The sequence below is a fragment of the Agrobacterium sp. genome, assembly GCF_059499945.1.
In genome coordinates this window covers 479,289-500,629 of record NZ_JCABZP010000014.1, presented here as the reverse complement: position 1 = coordinate 500,629, position 21,341 = coordinate 479,289, and the positions used below count along the sequence as shown (strand labels likewise).

Here is a 21,341-nt window from a genome sequence, read left to right as displayed (position 1 = left end):
CACCGATGAGCGAAACGATCCACGTCTTCGACACCGCCGCCGAACTGGCAACCGCGCTTGCGGCGGAGGTTGCCAAACGCCTTGATGCGGCAACGAAGGATCGCGGTACGGCGAGCATCGCCGTATCCGGCGGTTCGACGCCCAAGCTGTTCTTTCAGGCGCTTTCCAAACACGATCTCGACTGGCCGAATATCAGCGTGACGCTGGTGGACGAACGTTTCGTGCCACCGGAAAGCGACCGTTCGAACCACCGTCTCGTTGCGGAGAACCTGCTGCAGGACAAGGCGAAGTCGGCCTATTTCGTGCCGCTGTTCCAGCCGGCGGCCTCGCCCGAGGATGCGGCGACGCTTGCGACCGTCAAGACCGAGGCGATCTGCGATCCCTTCGATGTCGTCATTCTCGGCATGGGAACGGATGGCCATACGGCATCGTTCTTCCCCGGTGGAGACAATCTCTACGAAGCGCTCGACCTTGATGAACCGCGCGGCGTCCTGACCATGGCGGCGGAGAATGCGGGAGAGGAGCGGTTGACCTTCAACTTCTCCAGCCTGCACGATGCCGATTTCCTCGTGCTGCATATCGAAGGTGCGGCCAAGAAGGCGACGCTGGAGAAGGCGCAGTCTGGCGAGGATGAGGATGAAATGCCGATCCGCGCCGTGCTGAACCGGGCCGAGACGCCTGTGGATATATACTGGGCGCCATGAGCCAACGCGGTTGCCGCCTCTGCGGCCCCGCGACAAGCGCCCGAAGACATGAAGACTGAAACACGACAACCGGCCGCTCACCTCCCGGAACGCCGGTTGCCGACCAACGAACAGGATGAACGCCCATGTCCGCCGATTCCCGCATTCAGGCCATCACCGCCCGCATCGTCGAACGTTCCAAGCCCTACCGCGAGACCTATCTCGAGCGGCTGCGGCTGCAGGTTTCAAAAGGCGTTCACCGTTCCGTTCTGTCCTGCGGCAATCTCGCGCATGGATTTGCCGTCTGTTCCCCCGCCGACAAGGACATCCTTGCCGGCGACCGGGTTCCCAATCTCGGCATCATCACCGCCTATAACGACATGCTTTCGGCGCATCAGCCCTATGAGACCTTCCCGGCGATCATCCGCGATGCGGCAAAAGAAGCGGGCGGCATAGCACAGGTGGCGGGCGCGGTTCCCGCCATGTGCGACGGTGTAACCCAGGGCCAGCCCGGCATGGAGCTTTCGCTGTTTTCCCGCGACGCCATCGCCATGGCGGCCGGCATCGGCCTGTCGCATAACATGTTCGACGCCGCCGTCTATCTCGGCGTCTGCGACAAGATCGTGCCCGGCCTCGTCATTGCCGCACTCGCCTTCGGTCACCTGCCCGCCGTCTTCGTTCCTGCCGGCCCGATGACATCGGGCCTGCCGAATGACGAGAAGTCGCGCATCCGCCAGCTTTATGCGGAAGGCAAGGTCGGCCGCGCCGAGCTGCTGGAAGCGGAATCGAAATCCTATCACGGTCCCGGCACCTGCACCTTCTACGGCACCGCCAATTCCAACCAGATGCTGATGGAGATCATGGGCTTCCATATGCCCGGTTCCTCCTTCATCAATCCCGGCACGCCGCTGCGCGATGCGCTGACGCGTGAAGCTGCAAAGCGCGCACTGGCGATTACGGCGCAGGGCAATGAATTTACCCCGGCCGGCGAGATGATCGATGAAAGGTCTGTTGTCAACGGCGTCGTCGGCCTGCATGCGACGGGCGGTTCCACCAACCACACCATGCATCTGATCGCCATGGCGCGCGCCGCCGGCATCATCCTTACCTGGCAGGATATTTCCGATCTCTCGGACATCGTGCCGCTGCTCGCCCGCGTTTACCCCAACGGTCTTGCCGATGTGAACCATTTCCACGCCGCCGGCGGCATGGGTTTCCTCATCAAGCAGCTTCTGAAACAGGGCTTCGTGCATGACGATGTGCGCACCGTCTTCGGACAGGGGCTAGAGGCTTACACCGTGGATGCCATGCTTGATGAGAAGGGCGCAGTTGTCCGCCAGCCCTCCCCCGAGCAGAGCCATGATCCGAAGGTTCTCTCCAGCGTCGAAACACCGTTCCAGCCGACGGGCGGCCTGAAGATGCTGACCGGCAATCTCGGCAAATCGGTCATCAAGATTTCCGCCGTCAAACCGGAGCGCCACATCATCGAGGCACCGGCGATCGTCTTTAACGATCAGCAGGAGCTTCAGGACGCGTTCAAGGATGGCAAGCTCAACCGCGACTTCATTGCGGTCGTCCGCTTCCAGGGCCCGAAGGCCAACGGCATGCCGGAACTGCACCGCCTGACGCCGCCGCTTGGCGTGCTGCAGGATCGCGGCTTCAAGGTGGCGCTGGTGACCGATGGGCGCATGTCCGGCGCCTCCGGCAAGGTGCCGGCGGCCATCCACGTTACGCCTGAGGCTTCCGATTGCGGGCCGATCTCGCTCATCCGCGACGGCGACATCATCCGTCTCGACGCCATTTCCGGCTCGCTCGAGGTGCTGGTTTCCGCCGCCGAGCTGGCAAAACGCGAACCGGCGCGCGCCGACCTCTCCGGCAATGAATGGGGCATGGGCCGCGAACTTTTCGCCCCCTTCCGCCGCAATGCCGGCCCGGCCGATCAGGGCGCCAGCGTCCTCTTCCATTGATTTTGTGGAGGCGATGGCCTGATGCGGCCTTCGCCTTTCAACCCTACTTTGCGGTGTCACCCGGATGCCGCCAGAAACCGCTTTATTTCCCATATCTTAAACGTCAAACTTGTCATGCGACTGTGATGATCGCCCTATAGGGCCTTCTCCAGCCAGCCGTGGGACGACGGCGCAGTTTCGGATGATGGGGCCTGACATGACGATTTTCTCAAGCAAACGCCGCGATGTGCTGAAGCTTATGGCCGGCACCGCCATGCTGCCGCTGATGGTGGCGGCAACGTCTGTCATGGCGCAGGACGTGGCCCTGCGTGCAATCGTCATCTCCGACCTGCATTCGGCCTATGAGCGCATCGGCCAGCTTCTCGCGGCCATCGAAACGCGCATCGCCGCTGACAAGGCGCCCCACATCATCCTGCTGAATGGCGATCTTTTCGAACTGGGCAACGCGGTGGCTACACGTTCGGCCGGCGAGATCGAATGGACCTTCCTCACGGCGCTGGCCAAGCTCGCTCCCACGGTCATCAATATCGGCAATCATGAGCCCGATATCGACAATGACCTTGCCAATTTCGTCAGCCGCGCCCGTGCGCTCGGCATCACCGTGCTTTCCAACATCATCGACAAGCGCAGCGGCAAACCCTATGCGCCCGAAAGTGCCGAGGTGAGCGTTGGCCAGCGGAAGGTCATCCTCACGGGTCTCGCCACCAATGCGATCAACACCTACCCGAAGGCCACGCGCGAAATGCTCGACATTCCGCAGCCTGTCGAGTGGGCCAAGGCCAATCTTCCCGGTATCGTCAAACCGGACGCGATCAACATCGTTCTCAGCCATGCCGGCGTCGTCGCAGACCGCGATATCCTGCCGCTGCTGCCGGATGGCACCCTGCTTGTCGGCGGCCATGACCATCTGAACTTCGTGCATGAACAGGGTGCTACCCGCTATGTCCACACCGGCTCATGGTGCACCTCCATGACGGTGGCGACCTTTGCGGCTCCCGGCAAGGCTGCGGCCATCGAGACGATCGCCATCGATCGCGGCGCTCCCGCATCCCCTGCCCTCAAGGCCCTGATCGAGCAGACGCTTGAAAAACACCTGACTGCGGAAGAACGGGAAGTTGTCGGCAAATCGGCGAAGGCGATGACCGTCGACGAGGCGGGCCGCCATGTGGCGCAGCTTATCGCCGCAAAAACCGGCGCAGATGTCGGTTTCGTCGGCCACACCTCCTTCGGCGCGGGCCTACCTGAGGGCGATATTCGCCGTTATGATTTCAACGCCTCGCTGCGTTTCGACGGCAAGCTGATGGTGACGGAAGTGGATGGCGAGGCGCTTGAGCAAATCCTCAAACGATGCAACCAGGATGGCGACATTCCGCTCGCCGCACGTACCGGCGACTATCTCTACGCCATGCCGGAAAAGCCCGGGAAGAAAGAGCGCTACAAGCTGGTCTGCAACGACTGGTCCGCGACCAACCAGAAATCCTATTTCGGCCGCGGGGACCTGACCTTCACCGAGGTGCCTGATGTGAAGCTGAAGCAGACGGCTCTGGGCGGGCTTTCTTAAGGCCGCAGATCATCAGGTCTCAGAACGACCTGATATCGAGCTTCCGGTCCCTGTGTGCCGGATGTGTGCTGAACACGAAAATGCGGTCCAGTTCCTTCTGCGTCAGCATGCGCAGGAAACGGACATGGATCGTGTTGTTGGCGTTGACGCGCAACATCACGCAGCCGATCTTGGTGATGCGGGCGTCGGGAATATCGAGATAGAACTGGTTCGGCAGGTTATATTTCGTCAGCAGCGCCAGCACCGCTTCCGTCTGGGAGATGCGGATGACGTCGCAGCGGCGCGCCGCCATGTGCATCACGGCCTTTTCGGTATATTCGATGCGTGCTGCGTTCATGGTATCTTCCATGCGGAACCGGTTTTCGCGGTCATACATGAAGGATTCTTCCTTGCTCAGGTAATGGTTCCTGATGACACCCGTACCGCTCTGCACGCCCAGACTCCCATGCTCAGTCAATGGATCGAGACTAGGCCATAGTCTTTAACAATTCATATCAGCGCAGGCTTAAACAGACCGGAAGCGGGACATTTCCGTCATTTTTCCACAGCCGTAAAAAGCTCAGGAAAAACCCCGGAACGAGGACGTTCCGGGGTGTTTTTGGGGTCGACGGCAATCAGACGCGGTAGGTCTTGCCCTCGGCATTAAAGAGGTGAAGCTTTTCCTGCGGAGCGGCGAAACGCAGGGTTTGCCCCTTGGCGACCGAAACAATGCCCGGCGCCTTGACGATGATGGGCTCCTGCCCCTTGGGTGCTTCGAGATAAAGCAGGGTCACTTCACCGAGAGCCTCGACGATCGATACTTTCCCTTCGAAAAGATAATCATCGCCTGTGACGATGCTCAGATCTTCCGGCCGCACGCCAAAGCTGGCGGACTTGCCCCGCTCGGTGGCGGGGGTCGGAACATTGAGGGCGAGCGTCTTGCCACCCGCCAGTTCGATCGACGTCCGCTCCCCGGTCCCGACAATCTTCCCAGCGATGATGTTCATGGCGGGCGAGCCGATGAAGCGCGCCACGAAGAGGTTGGCGGGGTTTTCGTAAAGTTCGAGCGGCGGGCCGACCTGTTCCACACGACCCGCATTCAAAACGACGATACGGTCGGCCAGCGTCATCGCCTCCACCTGATCGTGGGTGACGTAGATCATCGTCGTGTCTGCCATCTGCTCATTGAGCTTGGCGATCTCGATGCGGGTTGCAACGCGAAGTGCGGCATCGAGGTTCGACAGGGGTTCGTCGAACAGGAACACCTTGGGATTGCGGCAAATGGCACGGCCGATGGCGACGCGCTGGCGCTGGCCGCCAGAAAGAGCCTTGGGCAAACGCTCCAGATATTGCGTCAGCTGCAGGATTTCGGCAGCGGCGCGGACGCGGCGGTCGATCTCCTGCTTGTTTTCCTTGGCGATCTTCATGCCGAAGGCCATGTTGTCGTAAACAGTCATATGCGGATAAAGCGCATAGGACTGGAACACCATGGCAATGCCGCGACGCGAGGGCGGGATTTCATTGACCAGCTGGCCGTCGATGAACATTTCGCCGCCGGTGATTTCCTCCAGACCCGCAATCATGCGCAGCAACGTCGATTTCCCGCAGCCGGACGGCCCGACGAAAACGATGAATTCGCCCTGTTCGATCTCCAGATCGATGCCGTGCAGGACTTTTACCTGCCCGTATGATTTGCGGATATCCTTGAGAACGAGACTTGTCATGGGTTGTTCCTCCCTGCTCTATCAGGCGTAACGGGCGAAGAAAGCGCCCCATGCCGGAAGTTCTACGCTTCTGCCGTCCACACCGCTTGCAAAGCCGTGGCCTTCGAGAACCTCCCAGTTCCCTTCCGGCAACGTCGCCTTTGCTGACGTCGCGGACAGATTGAAGAGGCACAGAACGGTTTCGTTGCCGAGCGTGCGGGTGTAGCTCAGCACATCGCCCTCCACTGGCTGGAATTCGATGCCGCCCTTGGCAAAAGCGGGATGCTTTTTGCGGAAAGAAAGGAAGCGGCGGTAGTGCTCCAGCACGGATGCCTCATTGCCCTGCTGGGCGCTGACGGCGCGCTGCTTGTGTTCGGCCGGAATGGGCAGCCAGGTCTTGTCCGAGGTCGAGAAGCCGGCCTGCGCATGGCCCGCATCCCATACCATCGGCGTGCGACAACCGTCGCGGCCCTTAAATTCCGGCCAGAACTGGATGCCGTAGGGGTCCTGCAAATCCTCAAAAGCAATATCGGCTTCAGTAAGGCCCAGCTCTTCACCCTCATAGATGCAGACGGAGCCGCGCTGCGTCATCAACAACGCCGAGAGCACCTTGGCGAAAGCATCCTTATCCTCGACATGCTCGCCCCAGCGGCTGACATGGCGAACGACATCGTGATTGGAGAAAGCCCAGCAGGCCCAGCCTTCCGGTGCAGCCCTGGCAAAATCCGCCTGCACATCGGCGACACGCTGTGGCGTGAGCGCATCCGGCGCCAGGAATTCGAAGGCGTAGCACATCTGCATCTTGTCGTCGCCGGAGGTGTATTCACCGACGATTTCGAGCCCGCGCTGGCTGTCGCCCACTTCGCCGACAGCGGCGATATCCGGAAACTCGTCCAGCACGGCACGGAAGCGTTTCAGGAAGGCGATATTTTCGGGGCGGTTCTTGTCGTAGAGGTGTTCCTGGAAGTTGTAGGGATTGACCGCAGGTGCCGTGGAGGCGTTGCGGCGCTCCGGTGCCAGCGCCGGGTTGTCGCGCAATTCCAGATCATGGAAATAGAAGTTGATCGTGTCGAGGCGGAAACCATCGACGCCGCGCTTCAGCCAGAAGCGGGTGGCATTCAGCAGTTCTTCCTGCACTTCCGGATTATGCAGGTTGAGGTCGGGCTGCGAGGTCAGGAAGTTGTGCATGTAATATTGCATGCGGGTCGGATCCCACTGCCAGCCGGAGCCGCCGAAGATCGACAGCCAGTTGTTGGGCGGCGTGCCATCCGGCTTGCTGTCCGACCAGACATACCAGTCCGATTTCGGATTGTTGCGGCTGGCGCGGCTTTCCACGAACCATGGATGCTGGTCCGAGGTATGCGACATGACGAGATCGATCATCACGCGGACGCCGAGACGGTGGGCTTCCGCGATCAGCCCGTCGAAATCGGCCAGTGTGCCGAACATCGGATCGACATCGACATAGTTCGAGACGTCGTAACCGAAGTCCTTCATCGGCGAGGTAAAGAAGGGCGAAATCCAGATGGCATCGGCACCGAGACCGGCAATATGCGCCAGCCGGTCGGTGATGCCCTTGAGATCGCCGATGCCATCGCCATTGGAATCCTGATAGGAGCGCGGATAAATCTGGTAGATCACAGCGCCGCGCCACCAATCCTTGTTGGGCGTCAAAGCGGAAGTCACCGGAGCGGTCATAGTCTCATCCTGTTTGGTATGGGCGTTCATGGAATTATCAGCCTCCCTTAACGGAGCCGGCGAGCAGGCCACGCACGAGATAACGTTGAAGGGCGAAGAAGACGCCAAGCGGCACAACGATGGTGACGAAGGCCGAGGCAGTAAGGATTTCCCAGTTGCCGCCGCGCGAACCGAGCAGCGCGTTCAAGGCACCGGTCAGCACCAGCTCGTCCTTCTGCGTACCGAGGAAAACCATGGCGACGAGAAGGTCGTTCCAGGTCCACAGGAATTGGAAGATGGCGAAGGAGGCGAGTGCGGGGAATGACAACGGCAGGATGATCTTGACGAAGATTTCGAAGTCGCTCGCGCCATCGACACGCGCACTTTCGATGATCTCCTTCGGCAGGCCGGAAATATAGTTGCGCAGCAGGTAGATGGCGAGCGGCAGACCGAAGGCGGTGTGCGCCAGCCAGATACCGGCATAGGTCTTGGACGGCACGCCGAAGATGTTGCCGATTTCGTTGTAGAGTTTCAGGAGCGGTATCAGCGACATCTGCAACGGCACGACGATCAGGCCCACCACCATCGCAATCAGAAAATTGCGGCCGGAAAAGCTCATCCATGACAGCGCATAGGCGGCAAAGGCAGCGATGAGAATGGGGATAACGGTCGCAGGCACGGCCACCGTCAACGAGTTGACGAAGGACTGGCCGATGCCTTCCGAGGTCAGGACCGTTCGATAATTATCGAGCGTGAAGACCGGCGGCGTTCCAACGGAAATATAGACACGCTTGCCACGGGAACCCTCGAAGCTCGAAGCCTTGCTGTATTCATAGGTGCCATCAGCATTGACGAGAAGCGTCTCGCCATCGCCGATATCGGCCGCCTCGCCAGCTTTGAAGGCTCTCGGCTCCTGCACGCGCACGCCGAAGGCGGAGACCTTTCCGCCGGCGCCGTTTTCGAAGACATTGCCTGATATGACATAGCGGCTGCCGTCCTGCTTCTGTACGGAAGCATCAGCGAGACGCACGGCCGCCGTCTGTTCGGAACTGGAGAAGGCCGTCCACCAGCCGGATACGGTGATCTGGTCCTTGTCGCGCAGCGAGCTGACGAGAATGCCGAGCGTGGGCAAAAGCCAGAGAAGCACGACGACGAGGACGCTGGCGTGGACGATGAGGCGCGGCAGGCCGACGCGGCGAAGGCGTTTTACGATATTCATCTCAGCGGCCCTCCATCTCGCGGTTGGCCTGGCGGATGTTCCAGACCATGATCGGGGTGACGGCCGCCATGATGATGAGTGCTATGACCGCACTTCGGCCACTGTCGCCGCCACCACGGAACATCCAGTCGAACATGAGATTGGCGAGAACCATGGTGTTCCACTGGCCGTTGGTCATGGTCAGCACGATGTCGAAAACCTTGAGCACGAGAATGGTGATCGTGGTCCAGACAACGGCGATGGTGCCCCAGATTTGCGGAACCATGATCTTCCAGAAAATCTGCCAGCCATTGGCGCCATCGATGACCGCCGCCTCAATGGTCTCCTCGGGAATGCCCCGCAGCGCCGCCGACAGGATGACCATGGCGAAACCAGTCTGAATCCAGATGAGGATGACCATCAGGAAGAAGTTGTTCCAGAACGGCATGGAAATCCACACCTCCGGGCTACCGCCAAAGAACTCGACGACCGCGTTCAAAAGGCCGATCTGCACCTGACCTTCGGCGCGATATTCATAGATGAACTTCCAGATGACGGAGGCACCGACGAAAGAGATCGCCATAGGCATGAAGACGATGGATTTGGCGATATTGCCCCACCAGATGCGGTCGGTCATGACGGCGATGACGAGGCCGAAGAAGGTGCAGGCGGCCGGCACGACGGCCAGCCAGAGAATATTGTTGAAGATCGACTGGCGGAAACCGGCGTCAAAAAACGCCCAGCGATAATTGGCGAGACCGACGAATTCGCTGCCTGTGCGGTCATAAAAGGACAGGATCAGCGTCGCGATAACGGGATAGACCAGATAAACGAGCAGAAGGATCAGCGCCGGGCCGATGAACAGCCACGGCCGGATGGCGGCGCGGCGGTTGAGGTTGCGGGATGCATGAATGACGTCTCCCGAGCGGACGGGAAAGATTGCCTGCAGCGCCTTGTCGGATAGCCAGTAATAGGCAGCGCAGGCGAAAACACCTGCTACCATGACGCCGATGGCAGACACGAGTTGTTGAGCCATGTTCCCTCCCTTGATCCTCTCCGCGCCGCGCTGATTTATACGGTCGTCGGGCCGTTCCGTTGGTAAGGCCCGGCAGCGAGCCGCCGGGCCTTTTTACCGCAGATTCTGATCGGAAAACCGCAGAACACTTTTCCGGAATCTGCTCGGCCGATTGTTACTTCAGGCCGTCCCAGGCCTTCTGGATATCGGAAGCGACCTGATCGGCGGACTTGCCGCCGACGAAATCGATCATGCCGGTCCAGAATGCACCGGCGCCGATCTTGCCGGGCATCAGGTCGGAACCGTCGAAACCGAAGCTTGTCGCGGTCGTCAGGATTTCGCCCTGGCGCTTCATCTGCTCGTTGGCATAAGTCTCGACATTCACGCCCTTATACGGCGTCAGGAAGCTGGACTGCGCCATCCACACTTCGTGGGCGATCGGGGTCTGCAGGAATTCGACGAACGCCTTGGCGGCCGGTGCTTCCTTGGTGATGGTGACGAGCGTGCCGGCGCCGAGAACCGGCTTGCCGAGTTCAGGCTTGGACGCGTAGGTCGGCATGTAGAAGAAATCCGCATCCGTCCCCACCTTGGTGCCCTCAGGGAAGAAGGACGGAATGAACGACGCCTGATGGTGCAGGTAGCACTTCGGCGGAATGTCGAAGAGGCCCTTGGGGCTGTCGCGGAAGTCGGTGGAGGCCACGGCCGCAACACCGCCGCTCACATATTTTTCGTTCTTGGCGAATTTGCCGAACTCGTTGATCGCCTCGACCACGGCCGGATCGGTGAATTTGACCTCGTTCGTCGTCCATTTCTGGTAGACATCGAGCGGCTGCGTGCGCAGCATCAGGTCTTCCACCCAGTCGGTTGCCGGCCAGCCGGTCGCGCCGCCAGAACCGAGACCGATACACCAGGGCGTGCCGCCATCGGCAACGATCTGGTCCGTGAGCTTGAGCAGGTCTTCCATGCTCTCGGGCACCTTATAGCCCGCTTCCTCGAAGTTCTCAGGCACATACCAGACGAGCGACTTAACATCCGCCTTGAAGGGGAAAGCGAAATAGGCCTTGTTGCCGTCCTTGCCCTTGTAGCTGCCGAGGTCGACCCAGGACTGGCCCGCACCGTAATTTTCCTTGACCCAGCTGGCGGTCACATCGCCGAGCGGCACGAGGAAGCCCTTGGCGGCGAGATCGGCCAGAAGGCCGGGCTGCGGCAAAATGGCGATATTGGGCGGCGAACCTGCCTGCGTATCGATGACGATCTGCTGCTCGTAGTTTTCCGACGAGGAATAACGGACATTCACGCCGGTCGCGTCAGCGAAATAGGCGAGCACCGACTGGAACAGGGCCTCGTCCTCACCACGCCACGGGCCGAAAATCGTCAGCGTCTGGCCTTTCAGGTCGGCATGGGCCGCCTTGAAGTCTTCGTAGCTTTTCCAGTTGAACTTGGCGTCCCCGCCGGGTGCAAATTTCAGGTCGGCGGCAAAGGCCGCACCGGACAGCAATGCCATGACAGCAGCCGTCGCCAAAAGAGTCTTCCGCATGTGATTTACCTCCCATCACATAAAAGGCTCAAAGCGTCCTCTCCAATCAAAGCGCTTTGGCTGCCTATTCATCTCATTGTCATTAAGACAGAGTCAAGAGGCTCTTTATTCGGAAACGTTGCAGCACCTTATGAATAGTCATATTTAATTAGGAGGGCGGCTATCCTTTTCGATTGAGAAATGCGGTGGAGGCTGGTAAAAATCTAAAGCGCTTTGGGAAGTGAGGAGCGGCCTTGCCGTATTCTCGGGCGCGCGCATGGAGGAAATGACAGACATGAACCTGAAACAGTTGTCGCAACTGCTGGGCATTTCGCAGACGACCATCAGCAGGGCGCTCAACGGCTATCCGGAAGTCAGCGCCGAAACGCGCCGCCGTGTCATGGAGGCTGCCGAAAAAACCGGATATCGCCCGAATGCGGCAGCGCAACGGCTGGCGACAGGCAAGGTTGGCTCCATCGGACTTGTGATGCCGATTGGCGAGCATCATCGTTCGGATGTGCATTTCGGCGAATTCCTGAGCGGCCTCGGTGAGGAAGCGTCGCGCAGCGGCTTTCATCTTGTCATCATGCCGACGGAGCCGGAAAAGGAGCGCGAAGCCCTGCGGGGTCTGGCGGCCAGCGGCAGCGTCGACGGCATCTATCTCGCCTATATGAAGAACAATGATCCACGCATCGCCATGATGCAGTCGCTCTCCCTGCCCTTCCTCGTGCATGGCCGCTCCATCGGCGTGGAGGAGGACTATCCCTATCTCGACGTGGACAATGAGGGCGCCTTCCGCGATGCGACCCAGCTTCTCCTCCAGCTTGGCCATACGCGCGTCGGGTTGCTGAACGGCCCGGCGGGTTATGATTTCACCTTCCGCCGCTGTCTCGGGGTGGAAAAGGCGATGGCGGCAAACGGTCTGGCATTGCATGCGGAAAATGTAAGGCACGGCAGCATGACCGACGAGGAAGGTTATCTCGGCATGGAGGCGCTGCTGTCACGCCCGGAAAAACCGACCGCCATCCTCTGCGCCAGTACCGCGCTTGCGCTCGGCGCGATCCGCTCGCTCAATCAGCGGGGCTTAAAACCCGGCAAGGATATTTCGCTGATCGCCCATGACGACGTGCTGCCGCTGCTGAAACCCGATAATTTTTCCGTGCCGCTCACCACCACCCGCTCGTCGCTGAGGGCTGCGGGGGTGCGTGTGGGCCAGCGCCTGATCAACCGGATCAAGCTCAACCAGACGGAACCTCATCAGGAACTCTGGAAGGCGGAACTGGTGGTCCGCGCGTCGACGGGGCCGGCTCCGAAAGCGTAGCTGGCCATTTTAAACCGCTTAGAACTTCGGCGCGGTCAAACCCTCTGCGCGATGGGCGGCGATGACGGTATTGGCCATCAGCATGGCGATCGTCATCGGGCCGACACCGCCGGGAACGGGCGTGATGGCCGCGGCAACGGCGCTTGCTTCATCATAGGCGACATCGCCCACCAGCTTCGACTTGCCTTCACCTTTTTCCGGTGCGGGGATGCGGTTGATGCCGACATCGATGACGGTCGCGCCTGATTTCACCCAGTCGCCCTTCACCATCGCCGCCCGGCCGACCGCCGCGACGAGAATATCGGCCGTCTTGCAGACGGTGGCGAGATCCTTGGTGCGCGAATGCGCCATCGTCACCGTAGCGTTGGCATTCAGCAGCAGCTGGCCCATGGGCTTGCCGAACAGGTTCGAGCGACCGATGACAACAGCGTTCAGGCCAGAGAGATCATCGCCGTGAATGCCGCGCACCAGAAGCATGGCGCCGGCGGGCGTGCAGGAGATGAGACCGGTAGCGAGATCGCCGGTCGCGAGCTTGCCGGCATTCAATACGCTCAGACCATCCACATCCTTTTCGGGCAGGATCGACTGGATGATTTCATCGGAATTGAAGTGTTTCGGCAGCGGCAGCTGCACCAGAATGCCGTGAATGGAGGCATCGGCGTTCAGTTCGCCGACCAGCTTCAGAAGGTCAGCTTGCGTGGTTTCCTCCGGCAGCGTGTGCTGGATGGAGTTGAAACCGCATTGCTTGGCCATCTTGCTTTTGGAGTTCACGTAAGCGTGGCTGGCCGGATCATTTCCGACGATGACAACCGCGAGACCGGGCTTTGTGCCCTTTTCCGCCTCAAGCGCTTCTGCCGATTTGCGGACCGCCTCCGTTACCGAAGCCGCCTTCGCCTTCCCGTCAATCACAACTGCCATGCGTCCTGCTCCTGCTGGGTTACGTAGGCTCCGTATGGTGCCCCCTTCGCAGGAATGCAAGCTAAAATGCGGCGTTTTCAGGCTGTTTTGCGGTAGTCTTCGCGGTGATCGGCGTAATCGGTAAGACGCTCTCTCAGGAACGCCAATTGACGTCGCAATTCCATCAGTTCCTCGGCTTCGGCCTGAGCATGATCGAAGCGCCCGGCAAGGGCTTCCGCCAGGAGCGGAGGAAGCCCGGAGGATACCGGATCAGCAGCCCTGACCGTGCGGCTGCCCATCAGGACCTGCCGCACACGCTCGTCCAGCGGCATATCGTCGTCGTCATTGAAGGCCTCGCCATAATAATCGGCAAAGCTGTCTTCCTCCGGCTCGATGTTACCCTCTGCGGCAAGATCCGGCAGATCTTCAAACACAGCCGGCTCGATCGGTTCGAATTCCGAAACCTGCAGAGACTGGACCGGCGGCTCGACGGAGGATGGAAGTTGCGCGCCGTCTTCGACGATCAATGCGCCCTCTTCTTCTTCGTCATGGCGACGGTAGCTCAGGAGATAGAGACTGCCCAACAGGCCAATTAATGCGCCGCCGCCCGTCAGCATGGCGGCCTGAGTCAGGTCGCGGGTCAATTCTCCCGGTGTTGCCTTCTTGGTCAAACGTGTTTCGACCGCAGGCGTGGCGGATGCGGACAGGTCACGGCGTTCGCTTGCCTCCAGATAGGCATTTCGCGCTGTTTCCAGTTCACCCTGTAATCTCGAGAATTCGCCGGGGGCGACACCGAGCTCGCTCAGGCGGTCTAGGTATTTCCTTTGCTCGCCATTGGCGGTCGCGACCTCCTGAACGATGCGCTTTTCATCCGCCCGCAGGCCTTCGAGCAACTGTCGCAATGCTGGGGCGGCAAGTGCCTGTGCCGCGTCCACGGCATTCTGGGCGGCGATGCTGCGGGGATGTTTCGGGCCATAATCGACCGAAACGGCAGCAAGCGCCATGCTGGCGCTCGCATGCTTCTGCCTGACATCCTCAAGCGCCGAAAAAGCCCCGCCGGCCGGCAGAGGCTTCACAAAGACATCATTAGGCTTCAGGGCCGAAGCCGCCGTCAAATCAGCCTGGATGGACTGTTGCTGCGGGGTAATTCCGGCAAGCCTGTCGTTTACATCGCGCAGCTGCTGCTCAAGTTGCTGCACCTCGGACATCACGGCATCACCGTGACGCATCTGGAAACCGTTCAGTGCGGCTTCCGCCTCATCAAGCCTTGTCCGCGCCCTCTCCGTCTCGCGCATGGCTGGTGTCATCGTGCCGGCCTTGCCATCCGCGATCACGCGCATCGAAAGATAGTCGGTCAGCCGCATGGCGGTTTCCGGCGTCGCGGCCTTGCCGGTCACGATCAGCGTATTTTCATCCGGTGTCAGTTCCAGCCGGATCGCCTGGCCCACCGCACCGTTCAACGCCTCACGCGCGGACAGCGGACGCGCATCCGCGCCGGTCAGAAGGTCGAAAAGCAGGCCAAGCTCACCCTGATTGCGAACGCCGACCATATCGGCGGACTTCAGTTTGAGATCGGCGGTTATACGGTCAAGCCCAGAGGGTGAAAGCAGGGTGCGGCGTGCCATCGCCAGAAAACGGGCCGCGTCGGGGGCATCGTAAGCGGTCTGGGAGACCTCGATCCGGGCCTGCGAAACATAACCGCGAAAGCCGGAATCGATGAGCAGAAGCGGAAGGGCTGCCCCGGCAACGGTGGCGGCGGCGATGCAGCCGGACGTCAGGAGCCGCAGCCAATGTTTGCGCCATTGCGATACGGGCGCGGCGACATCATCCTCGTCAGGGCGGATCGCCATCATGTCCGGATTGTCATCAACCATCTGAAGTCGTCTGCCGCCCTCGGTGCCGCCCGCCACGGGCGACTGTCAAAACCTTACGAGAGGTTAAAGGATCGTGGCAAACAAATGGTTAACGCGGCGCTTGCGGACGTTGTCTCAGCTCTTGCCGAGCGCGATGTGCCAGGGTTCAGCGCAGAGGCTGTAGAGCCAGCTCATGTGAAGCTTGCGGAAAATTTCCGGCATGCCGGCCACTTCCGATGACAGGACCTTGAACAGGGGCCCAACCGCGATGGTGACCCGCGCATTCTCGCGACTGACGGTGCGGTGCAGCCATGTCTCCTGGTTTTCCTTCAACATTCCCGCCAGCAGAACATCCACCTTAACGCCCGATGCATCGCGGTTCAGCATGACGAAATCGTGCCAGGGCGCGTGCGCCCGCAACTTGGCGAGAACCTCGCCGATCTGCGCCGCATCATCTCCCGCCACACCGATCCGCTTCGGCACCGCCATATAGGTCAGAAGCGCCATGGTGAAGGCGACGCCGTCGATGGCGGCAGGCAGAGGCTCGCCATTCTCGTTGCGCGCGGCGGCCCTCATTGCCTTGCCCTGCGGCAGAAGCAGGCAGCTTTCCAGAATCTGTCGGTAGGCATTGTCCTTGAGCGAAAGCTTGGCTTTTTCGAGAGTAAGAAAGGACAGCATCGTGTGCCCTTCACAGGCTGAAGCCCTGCCGCTGACCAATTCCAGCGCCCCATTCCAATCGAGATCACAGACGCGCAGTCCGTGGATATTCCGTTGCGATCCCGGCCGCGCGAAACCTGACGCGAAACTCATTGCCAACCCCCAATACCAAACCCATCGCCACCGATCCGAAGCATGGCCTGCGGGATGGTGGTTCATGGGTCTGTTTATACAGGTGCAGGTTGAATTTAGCTTGAAAGCAATCTCTCGAATGCTTGGGGATACGGCAAGAGACAATTAACCAGAAAGATGCTCCGCATCCTGCAGCAGGCCGAAGCCCCTCGCCCCTTGGCCATCAATGACTTGGCGCCGCAGCCGCTTCTTTTCCGACTTCGGCCTTCTCGCCCTCGACGAGCTTGACCGAGCGGGGCGTGCCGTTACCGTTCTGCTCGCGAATATCGGCCTTCGACAGATAATCGAGCTGTTCGATCAGCACATCCTCGACCACCTCGTCATCAAGCCTCTTGTTCAGCCCCTCGCGGATGCGCTGCTTGAAGGCTTCGGGATCGAAGGTGGAGATGTTGGCAATGTTGACCATGGAAGAACCCGCGAGCAGCGTGAACAATTCATCGGTCATCAGCTGCGTTGCCGGCAGCTCGATCTTCGCCATCTTGGTCTTGTCGACGCGGAGCGAAATCCGGCTGAGGAAATAGCCGTTCACCCCGCCGTCATTGATGACGGGGATCGTGATGCTTTCGCCCTTGACCAGTTGCAGACTGGCTTTTTTCGCCCCCGCCTCATCCGGCGCGGGCGCCGTCGCCAACTGGACGGAGAAATACACCGCGCCGAGCGTGACGGCGCAAACCCAGACGCCGGTGAGAAGAAGCTTCAACATCAGGAGGCAGCGCCGTACATGAACTGTTCCTGCGAATAGGTGCCGTCCGTATCGGCCTCCTGGATCGCGCTCTTCAAGAGGTCCGCAACGGCGCGAACCGCGTTCAGATGCGCCTCGACGCGGCTGGCATTGGTCGCAAGCTTGGACTTGATGCCCTTGACCTGTTCCATATAGCCAGCGGCGATTTCCTCGCGCGGCGTATCGCGGAACAGCATCGTCAGCTCATAAAGGCAACGGCTCTTATGGGCATTGGAGACCTTGAAGTCGAACTGTGGGTCCTTACCGATATTGTCGTTCTCATTGTCGATGATCATCTCAAGGCGGCCGAGAACGGATTGGATACGGTGGTCGTTCGACATAAGGTCCATGCTTGTCTCCTCGTTAAGGTTTTTCATTCTCAAGCCTCGTCTGTTTTCTCATTGGAAACACCGAGGACCTGCCGCTCGAACTCCGCCACCATCCGAATTGCAGCATTATGGTCTTTTTCATTCATCGATACGTCGGTAATGCCTTTGCTTTCGGCCTTCCGCAGCGCATCCTTGTAAGCTTGTTCCGCAATGCCGACGCCGCCATTTCTGGAGATCGTGTCGGCAAACTGTTCGGCCATCATGCTTTTCCAGATCTCGCCGGCATTACCCTTGCCGTAAACTTCCTCGCTGTCTTTCGGCAGCATGTTGGCCACGAAGGTCTGGAGTACCGAGGCTTCATATTTGCGATAGGTTTCCGGGATTTCGGTGCGGGCCGCGCGGATATTGGTGTCGCCGAGGCCAGCCTTCGAGGAAGCGCCATCCAGCATGTCGACCGCGGCGCCAAAACCCTTGCCGGCATCGGCAAGGCTGGTTGCGGCAAAAGCCGCCTTGTTCGCCTTGAGTTTTTCCTGGGCAACCTGAACTTCCTGGGGGTCCGCAGCGCGAACCACATCCATCACCAGATCACTTATCACCGATATCGCCACGTCCAGATCTCCCGAGCTGACGAATGGGCGGCACAGAAAGCCGGCACATCCGCTCAATCAAGAAACATCGCCGGAGGCGTCCTCAAAAACGCCCGCGATGCAACAATGGGACAGATTATGGATCGCCAACCTTGCTGGAGGCTGGTGTGTGGGAAACATTCGTAATTTCTAACAAATCATAGATTGCATTATCATCGGCCTCGCGATCTTCTAGATCGCGGGCGATATGCATCCTGTCCTCAAGCCTGTCGGCCTTGGTCTTTTCCTTCAGGACCTTGTTTTCCTGAAATTGCTGGACGCCTTCAAGCTGGCGGTCCTGGACAACGAGACGGCCGTAGCGGTCCGAATAATGCTTGGAGAATGTCTGATGCACCGGCTCCATGGAACTCATCGCCTCCAGCACGTTCTCCATGGATTGCGCCACTTCGGTGCGGGTGCGGGTGGTGTCGGCCAGCTCCACCTCGGCCATTTTCTCCATGTGCCGCTGAACCGTTACCAGACGTTTGAGTTTAGCCGAGCGCTTGTCCGAAGCCATGGCGTTTCTCCCGATCAAAAGCCGATGAAGACCGGGCCGAAACCATCCACGAATTGCCGGATGAGGGCCGCGACCGACAGGTAAAGCATGAAAATGCCGCCCGCGAGAATGAAGGGCGTCGATATGAAGAAGACCGGGATCTGCGGCGCAAGCTTGTTGATGAGGCCAACCGCGACGTTGAACATCAGGCCGTAAATCACGAAGGGGCTGGCGAGCCGCAGCATGATGGAGAAGGAGGCCCTGAGCGTATCAGTCAGCGTAATCAGCATCTTCTGGCCGCTGATGAGCGCGCCGACCGGTGTGGCGGTGTAGGAATCCACCAGCGCCTTGAGGACGATGTGGTGGAAATCGAATATGAACAGCACCAGCAGGCCGCCCAAGGTGATGAAGTTGGATATCTGGTTTTCCTGCACGTCTTCGATGACATCAGCACCGCCAGGCGCACTGAGGCCAATGGAAGCGCCGATGAGCGCGCCGGTAAACTGAAAACCCAGCGTGTAGAACCGCGCGATCAGGCCATACATCGAACCGATGACGACCTCGGTGAAGATGAGACCGACGACCGTGCCCTGGCTTGCGCCGGAGACTTTCGGATAGATCGTGTCCCATAGCACCGGCAGAAGCGCCATGGATACCGCGACGCACAGAAGCATGCGAATCTGCGGCGAGATGCGCGAACTGGAAAAGCCCGGCATGGTCATGAAACAGGCGCCGATACGGCAAATAGCAAGGAACAATGCGATAATTGTCCCTTGCGGGTCGGTTATCATGAAATGGCGCCCAGAATCTTGATCTCGAGACCCTTGGCAAGTTCCACATGCGAAAGAACCGGCAGGGTCGCAAAGAGTCGCTCGATAATCATGCGCACATAGGACCGCGTTTCCGGTGAGGTTACAAGGACAAAGGGCAGGCCGCGATCCATGAATTCACGGATAACTTTCGAGGCCTGCTCCGAAAACTCCTCGAGATGGCGGGGATCGATGTCGAATTCGACGATTTCGCCCTTCTGGTCACGCTTGAGCGCCTGATGGAAAACCATGTCCCACTTGTTGCCGAGACGCAGGACACGCAACACGCCATTGTCGGCAAGATCGCCGCAGAGCTGCTGCGACATGCGCACCCGCACGTGTTCGACGATCTGCTCGGTCTTGCGCACATGCGGCGCGAGTTCGGCGACGGCTTCGAGAATGAGATGCAGGTTGCGGATCGACACGCGCTCGGCGAGCAGCAGTTTCAGCACCGCCTGCAGGCCGGAATAGGACATGTGCGACGAGCAAATCTCGTCGGCCAGCTTCTTGTATTCGGGATCAAGCCTGTCGATGAGGATTTTGACGTCCTTATAGGACAGGAGCTGCGGCAGGTTGTTGCGGATGACTTCGCTCAGATGCGTCAGCACCACCGAGACGTTGTCGATCGGGTGGAAACCTTCGCGCTTCAGATCCTCGGTGAAGGTTTCGAGGATGGAGACGGCGGGCATGCCGAAAGCGGGTTCGCGGATTTCGTCGCCCGGAATGCTCGGCTTGCGCCCTGCACCCGTCACGACAAGAACATCGCCGACGCGCAGGCTGCTGGAGGCGATGGTCGTGCCGTGGACGCGGATCTGATAGGCCTTTTCCGGGATCATGATGTCGTCGGCGACCTTGATCTCGGGCACCACGAAACCGTATTGGCTCGCGAATTTCTTGCGCATCTTGCCGACGCGGAAAGCCAGCTCCTGATGCGCGCCGAGAAGACGGGTGGAAACCTGCTTGCCGAGCGCCAATTCGATCTCGGCCGTCTTCAGCACCTGCTTGACCGAATCCTTTTCCGCCTCGGTGGTCTGGAGAACCTTGTTCTCCTCTTCCTGACGCCGCAGCGCGCTTTCGGCTTCCGCCTGGCGTGGAATATACCAGCTGCCGAAGGCCATGATGCCGCCGAGGAAGATGAAGGGCAGGAAGGGAAGGCCCGGAATGACGGCGAGCAGTCCCATCAACATGGCCGAGACCATCAGCGCGCGCGGATAACCGCTCAGCTGATTGACGACCGCCTGATCCGTCGAGCCGGCGGTGCCGCCGCGTGATACCAGAAGGCCGGCGGCGAGCGATACGATCAGGGCCGGGATCTGCGAGACGATACCATCACCGACCGAAAGCTTGACGAAGACGTCGGCCGCTTCGCCGATCGGCATGCCGTGGCGGAAATAACCGATGATGATGCCGCCGAAAATATTGATCGCGGTGATGATGAGACCGGCGATCGCGTCGCCGCGCACGAATTTCGAGGCACCGTCCATCGAACCGAAGAAGGAGCTTTCCTCTTCCAGTTCGCGGCGGCGGCGCTGCGCTTCCTTTTCGTCGATGATGCCAGCGGACAGATCCGCATCGATCGACATCTGCTTGCCGGGGATGGCGTCGAGCGTGAAGCGGGCGCCGACTTCGGCGATACGCGTTGCGCCCTTGGTGATGACGATGAAGTTGACGGTGATCAGGATCAGAAAGACGATGAGACCGATGACGAAGTCGCCGGACATGACGAGGCTGGAGAAGCCCGCGATCACGCCTCCGGCCGCCGTCGGCCCCTCATTGCCGTGGGACAGGATGACACGCGTCGTCGCAATGTTCAGCGACAGGCGGATCATGGTCGCGATCAGCAGCACGGTAGGGAAAGACGAGAAATCCAGCGGCCGCTGAATCCAGAGCGCCACCATGAGGATGAGCACCGAAAGCGCAATCGAAAACGCCAGGCCAATATCCACCAGAATGACCGGAATGGGCAGGAAGAGAACGCAGAGGATCGCCACAATGCCCAATGCGAAACCGATGTCTCGCATGCTCGGACTTACCTTGGGCAAGGAGATGACTGGTGGTTGCGCCATAAAATCGTCCTGTCTCTTCATGAGAAGGGCGACGGAAAAGCCGCCGCACGGTTCCGCGGCACCGGTTCTCGAAAA

Annotated in this window: 19 protein-coding genes; 4 read left to right on the top strand and 15 right to left on the bottom strand. The window is 59.9% G+C overall.

Features of this window, described 5'->3' with window-relative positions:
- The first annotated feature begins 5 nt into the window (after positions 1 to 5).
- From pgl to AC5I5B_RS14160, 3 genes are all read left to right on the top strand, one after another.
- Positions 6 to 704: a 6-phosphogluconolactonase gene (gene pgl, locus AC5I5B_RS14170; RefSeq protein WP_099086156.1), complete on the top strand. Its 699-nt coding sequence runs from the start codon at positions 6 to 8 to the stop codon at positions 702 to 704.
- A 125-nt stretch (positions 705 to 829) separates the two neighbouring features.
- The gene (gene edd, locus AC5I5B_RS14165) at positions 830 to 2,650 is read left to right on the top strand and encodes a phosphogluconate dehydratase (protein ID WP_003503326.1); all 1,821 of its coding nucleotides are present in this window, start codon (positions 830 to 832) and stop codon (positions 2,648 to 2,650) included.
- A gap of 196 nt (positions 2,651 to 2,846) precedes the next feature.
- The gene (locus tag AC5I5B_RS14160) at positions 2,847 to 4,211 is read left to right on the top strand and encodes a metallophosphoesterase (protein ID WP_111833707.1); all 1,365 of its coding nucleotides are present in this window, start codon (positions 2,847 to 2,849) and stop codon (positions 4,209 to 4,211) included.
- Between the two features lie 19 nt (positions 4,212 to 4,230).
- On the opposite strand, the gene AC5I5B_RS14155 is transcribed toward AC5I5B_RS14160, so the two are convergent.
- From AC5I5B_RS14155 to AC5I5B_RS14130, 6 genes are all read right to left on the bottom strand, one after another.
- Complete coding sequence (locus AC5I5B_RS14155) at positions 4,231 to 4,587, bottom strand: hypothetical protein (protein ID WP_034501163.1); 357 nt, start codon at positions 4,585 to 4,587, stop codon at positions 4,231 to 4,233.
- A 238-nt stretch (positions 4,588 to 4,825) separates the two neighbouring features.
- Positions 4,826 to 5,914, bottom strand: coding sequence for an ABC transporter ATP-binding protein (locus AC5I5B_RS14150; protein WP_111833708.1), 1,089 nt, complete (start codon positions 5,912 to 5,914; stop codon positions 4,826 to 4,828).
- A 21-nt stretch (positions 5,915 to 5,935) separates the two neighbouring features.
- Positions 5,936 to 7,591: a beta-galactosidase BglA gene (bglA, locus tag AC5I5B_RS14145; protein WP_111833813.1), complete on the bottom strand. Its 1,656-nt coding sequence runs from the start codon at positions 7,589 to 7,591 to the stop codon at positions 5,936 to 5,938.
- Positions 7,592 to 7,628: 37 nt separating this feature from the next.
- The gene (locus tag AC5I5B_RS14140; RefSeq protein ID WP_003503335.1) at positions 7,629 to 8,789 is read right to left on the bottom strand and encodes a carbohydrate ABC transporter permease; all 1,161 of its coding nucleotides are present in this window, start codon (positions 8,787 to 8,789) and stop codon (positions 7,629 to 7,631) included.
- 1 nt (position 8,790) lies between these two features.
- Positions 8,791 to 9,804 (bottom strand): carbohydrate ABC transporter permease, encoded by a 1,014-nt coding sequence (locus AC5I5B_RS14135; protein ID WP_111833709.1) that lies wholly within the window; start codon positions 9,802 to 9,804, stop codon positions 8,791 to 8,793.
- Positions 9,805 to 9,958: 154 nt separating this feature from the next.
- Positions 9,959 to 11,320 carry an ABC transporter substrate-binding protein gene (locus AC5I5B_RS14130; protein ID WP_099085654.1) on the bottom strand — a complete coding sequence of 454 codons (1,362 nt, stop codon included), beginning with the start codon at positions 11,318 to 11,320 and terminating at the stop codon, positions 9,959 to 9,961.
- A 274-nt stretch (positions 11,321 to 11,594) separates the two neighbouring features.
- Between AC5I5B_RS14130 and AC5I5B_RS14125 the strand changes: the two genes are divergently transcribed.
- A complete protein-coding gene (locus tag AC5I5B_RS14125) occupies positions 11,595 to 12,620 on the top strand; it encodes a LacI family DNA-binding transcriptional regulator (protein ID WP_111833814.1) in 1,026 nt (341 codons plus the stop codon).
- A gap of 18 nt (positions 12,621 to 12,638) precedes the next feature.
- Here AC5I5B_RS14125 and folD read toward each other — a convergent pair whose 3' ends face one another.
- From folD to flhA, 9 genes are all read right to left on the bottom strand, one after another.
- A complete protein-coding gene (folD, locus tag AC5I5B_RS14120; protein ID WP_060722905.1) occupies positions 12,639 to 13,538 on the bottom strand; it encodes a bifunctional methylenetetrahydrofolate dehydrogenase/methenyltetrahydrofolate cyclohydrolase FolD in 900 nt (299 codons plus the stop codon).
- Between the two features lie 77 nt (positions 13,539 to 13,615).
- Entirely contained in the window at positions 13,616 to 15,391 is a 1,776-nt protein-coding gene (locus AC5I5B_RS14115) for a GumC domain-containing protein (RefSeq protein ID WP_111833710.1), read from the bottom strand.
- Positions 15,392 to 15,505: 114 nt separating this feature from the next.
- Entirely contained in the window at positions 15,506 to 16,180 is a 675-nt protein-coding gene (locus AC5I5B_RS14110; RefSeq protein WP_035212561.1) for a WecB/TagA/CpsF family glycosyltransferase, read from the bottom strand.
- A gap of 202 nt (positions 16,181 to 16,382) precedes the next feature.
- Positions 16,383 to 16,922, bottom strand: a complete 540-nt coding sequence (locus AC5I5B_RS14105; RefSeq protein WP_003503346.1) for a flagellar basal body-associated FliL family protein — start codon at positions 16,920 to 16,922, stop codon at positions 16,383 to 16,385.
- Positions 16,922 to 17,290, bottom strand: a complete 369-nt coding sequence (locus AC5I5B_RS14100) for a hypothetical protein (RefSeq protein WP_003503347.1) — start codon at positions 17,288 to 17,290, stop codon at positions 16,922 to 16,924. Before AC5I5B_RS14100 ends, AC5I5B_RS14105 begins: the two co-directional genes overlap by 1 nt.
- A gap of 29 nt (positions 17,291 to 17,319) precedes the next feature.
- Positions 17,320 to 17,877: a rod-binding protein gene (locus AC5I5B_RS14095; RefSeq protein ID WP_003503348.1), complete on the bottom strand. Its 558-nt coding sequence runs from the start codon at positions 17,875 to 17,877 to the stop codon at positions 17,320 to 17,322.
- 115 nt (positions 17,878 to 17,992) lie between these two features.
- Positions 17,993 to 18,412, bottom strand: a complete 420-nt coding sequence (locus AC5I5B_RS14090; RefSeq protein WP_003503349.1) for a hypothetical protein — start codon at positions 18,410 to 18,412, stop codon at positions 17,993 to 17,995.
- Positions 18,413 to 18,426: 14 nt separating this feature from the next.
- Positions 18,427 to 19,182, bottom strand: coding sequence for a flagellar biosynthetic protein FliR (gene fliR / locus AC5I5B_RS14085; RefSeq protein ID WP_003503350.1), 756 nt, complete (start codon positions 19,180 to 19,182; stop codon positions 18,427 to 18,429).
- Positions 19,179 to 21,266, bottom strand: coding sequence for a flagellar biosynthesis protein FlhA (flhA, locus tag AC5I5B_RS14080; RefSeq protein ID WP_003503351.1), 2,088 nt, complete (start codon positions 21,264 to 21,266; stop codon positions 19,179 to 19,181). The genes fliR and flhA overlap by 4 nt, the downstream gene beginning before the upstream one ends.
- Between the last annotated feature and the right edge of the window lie 75 nt (positions 21,267 to 21,341).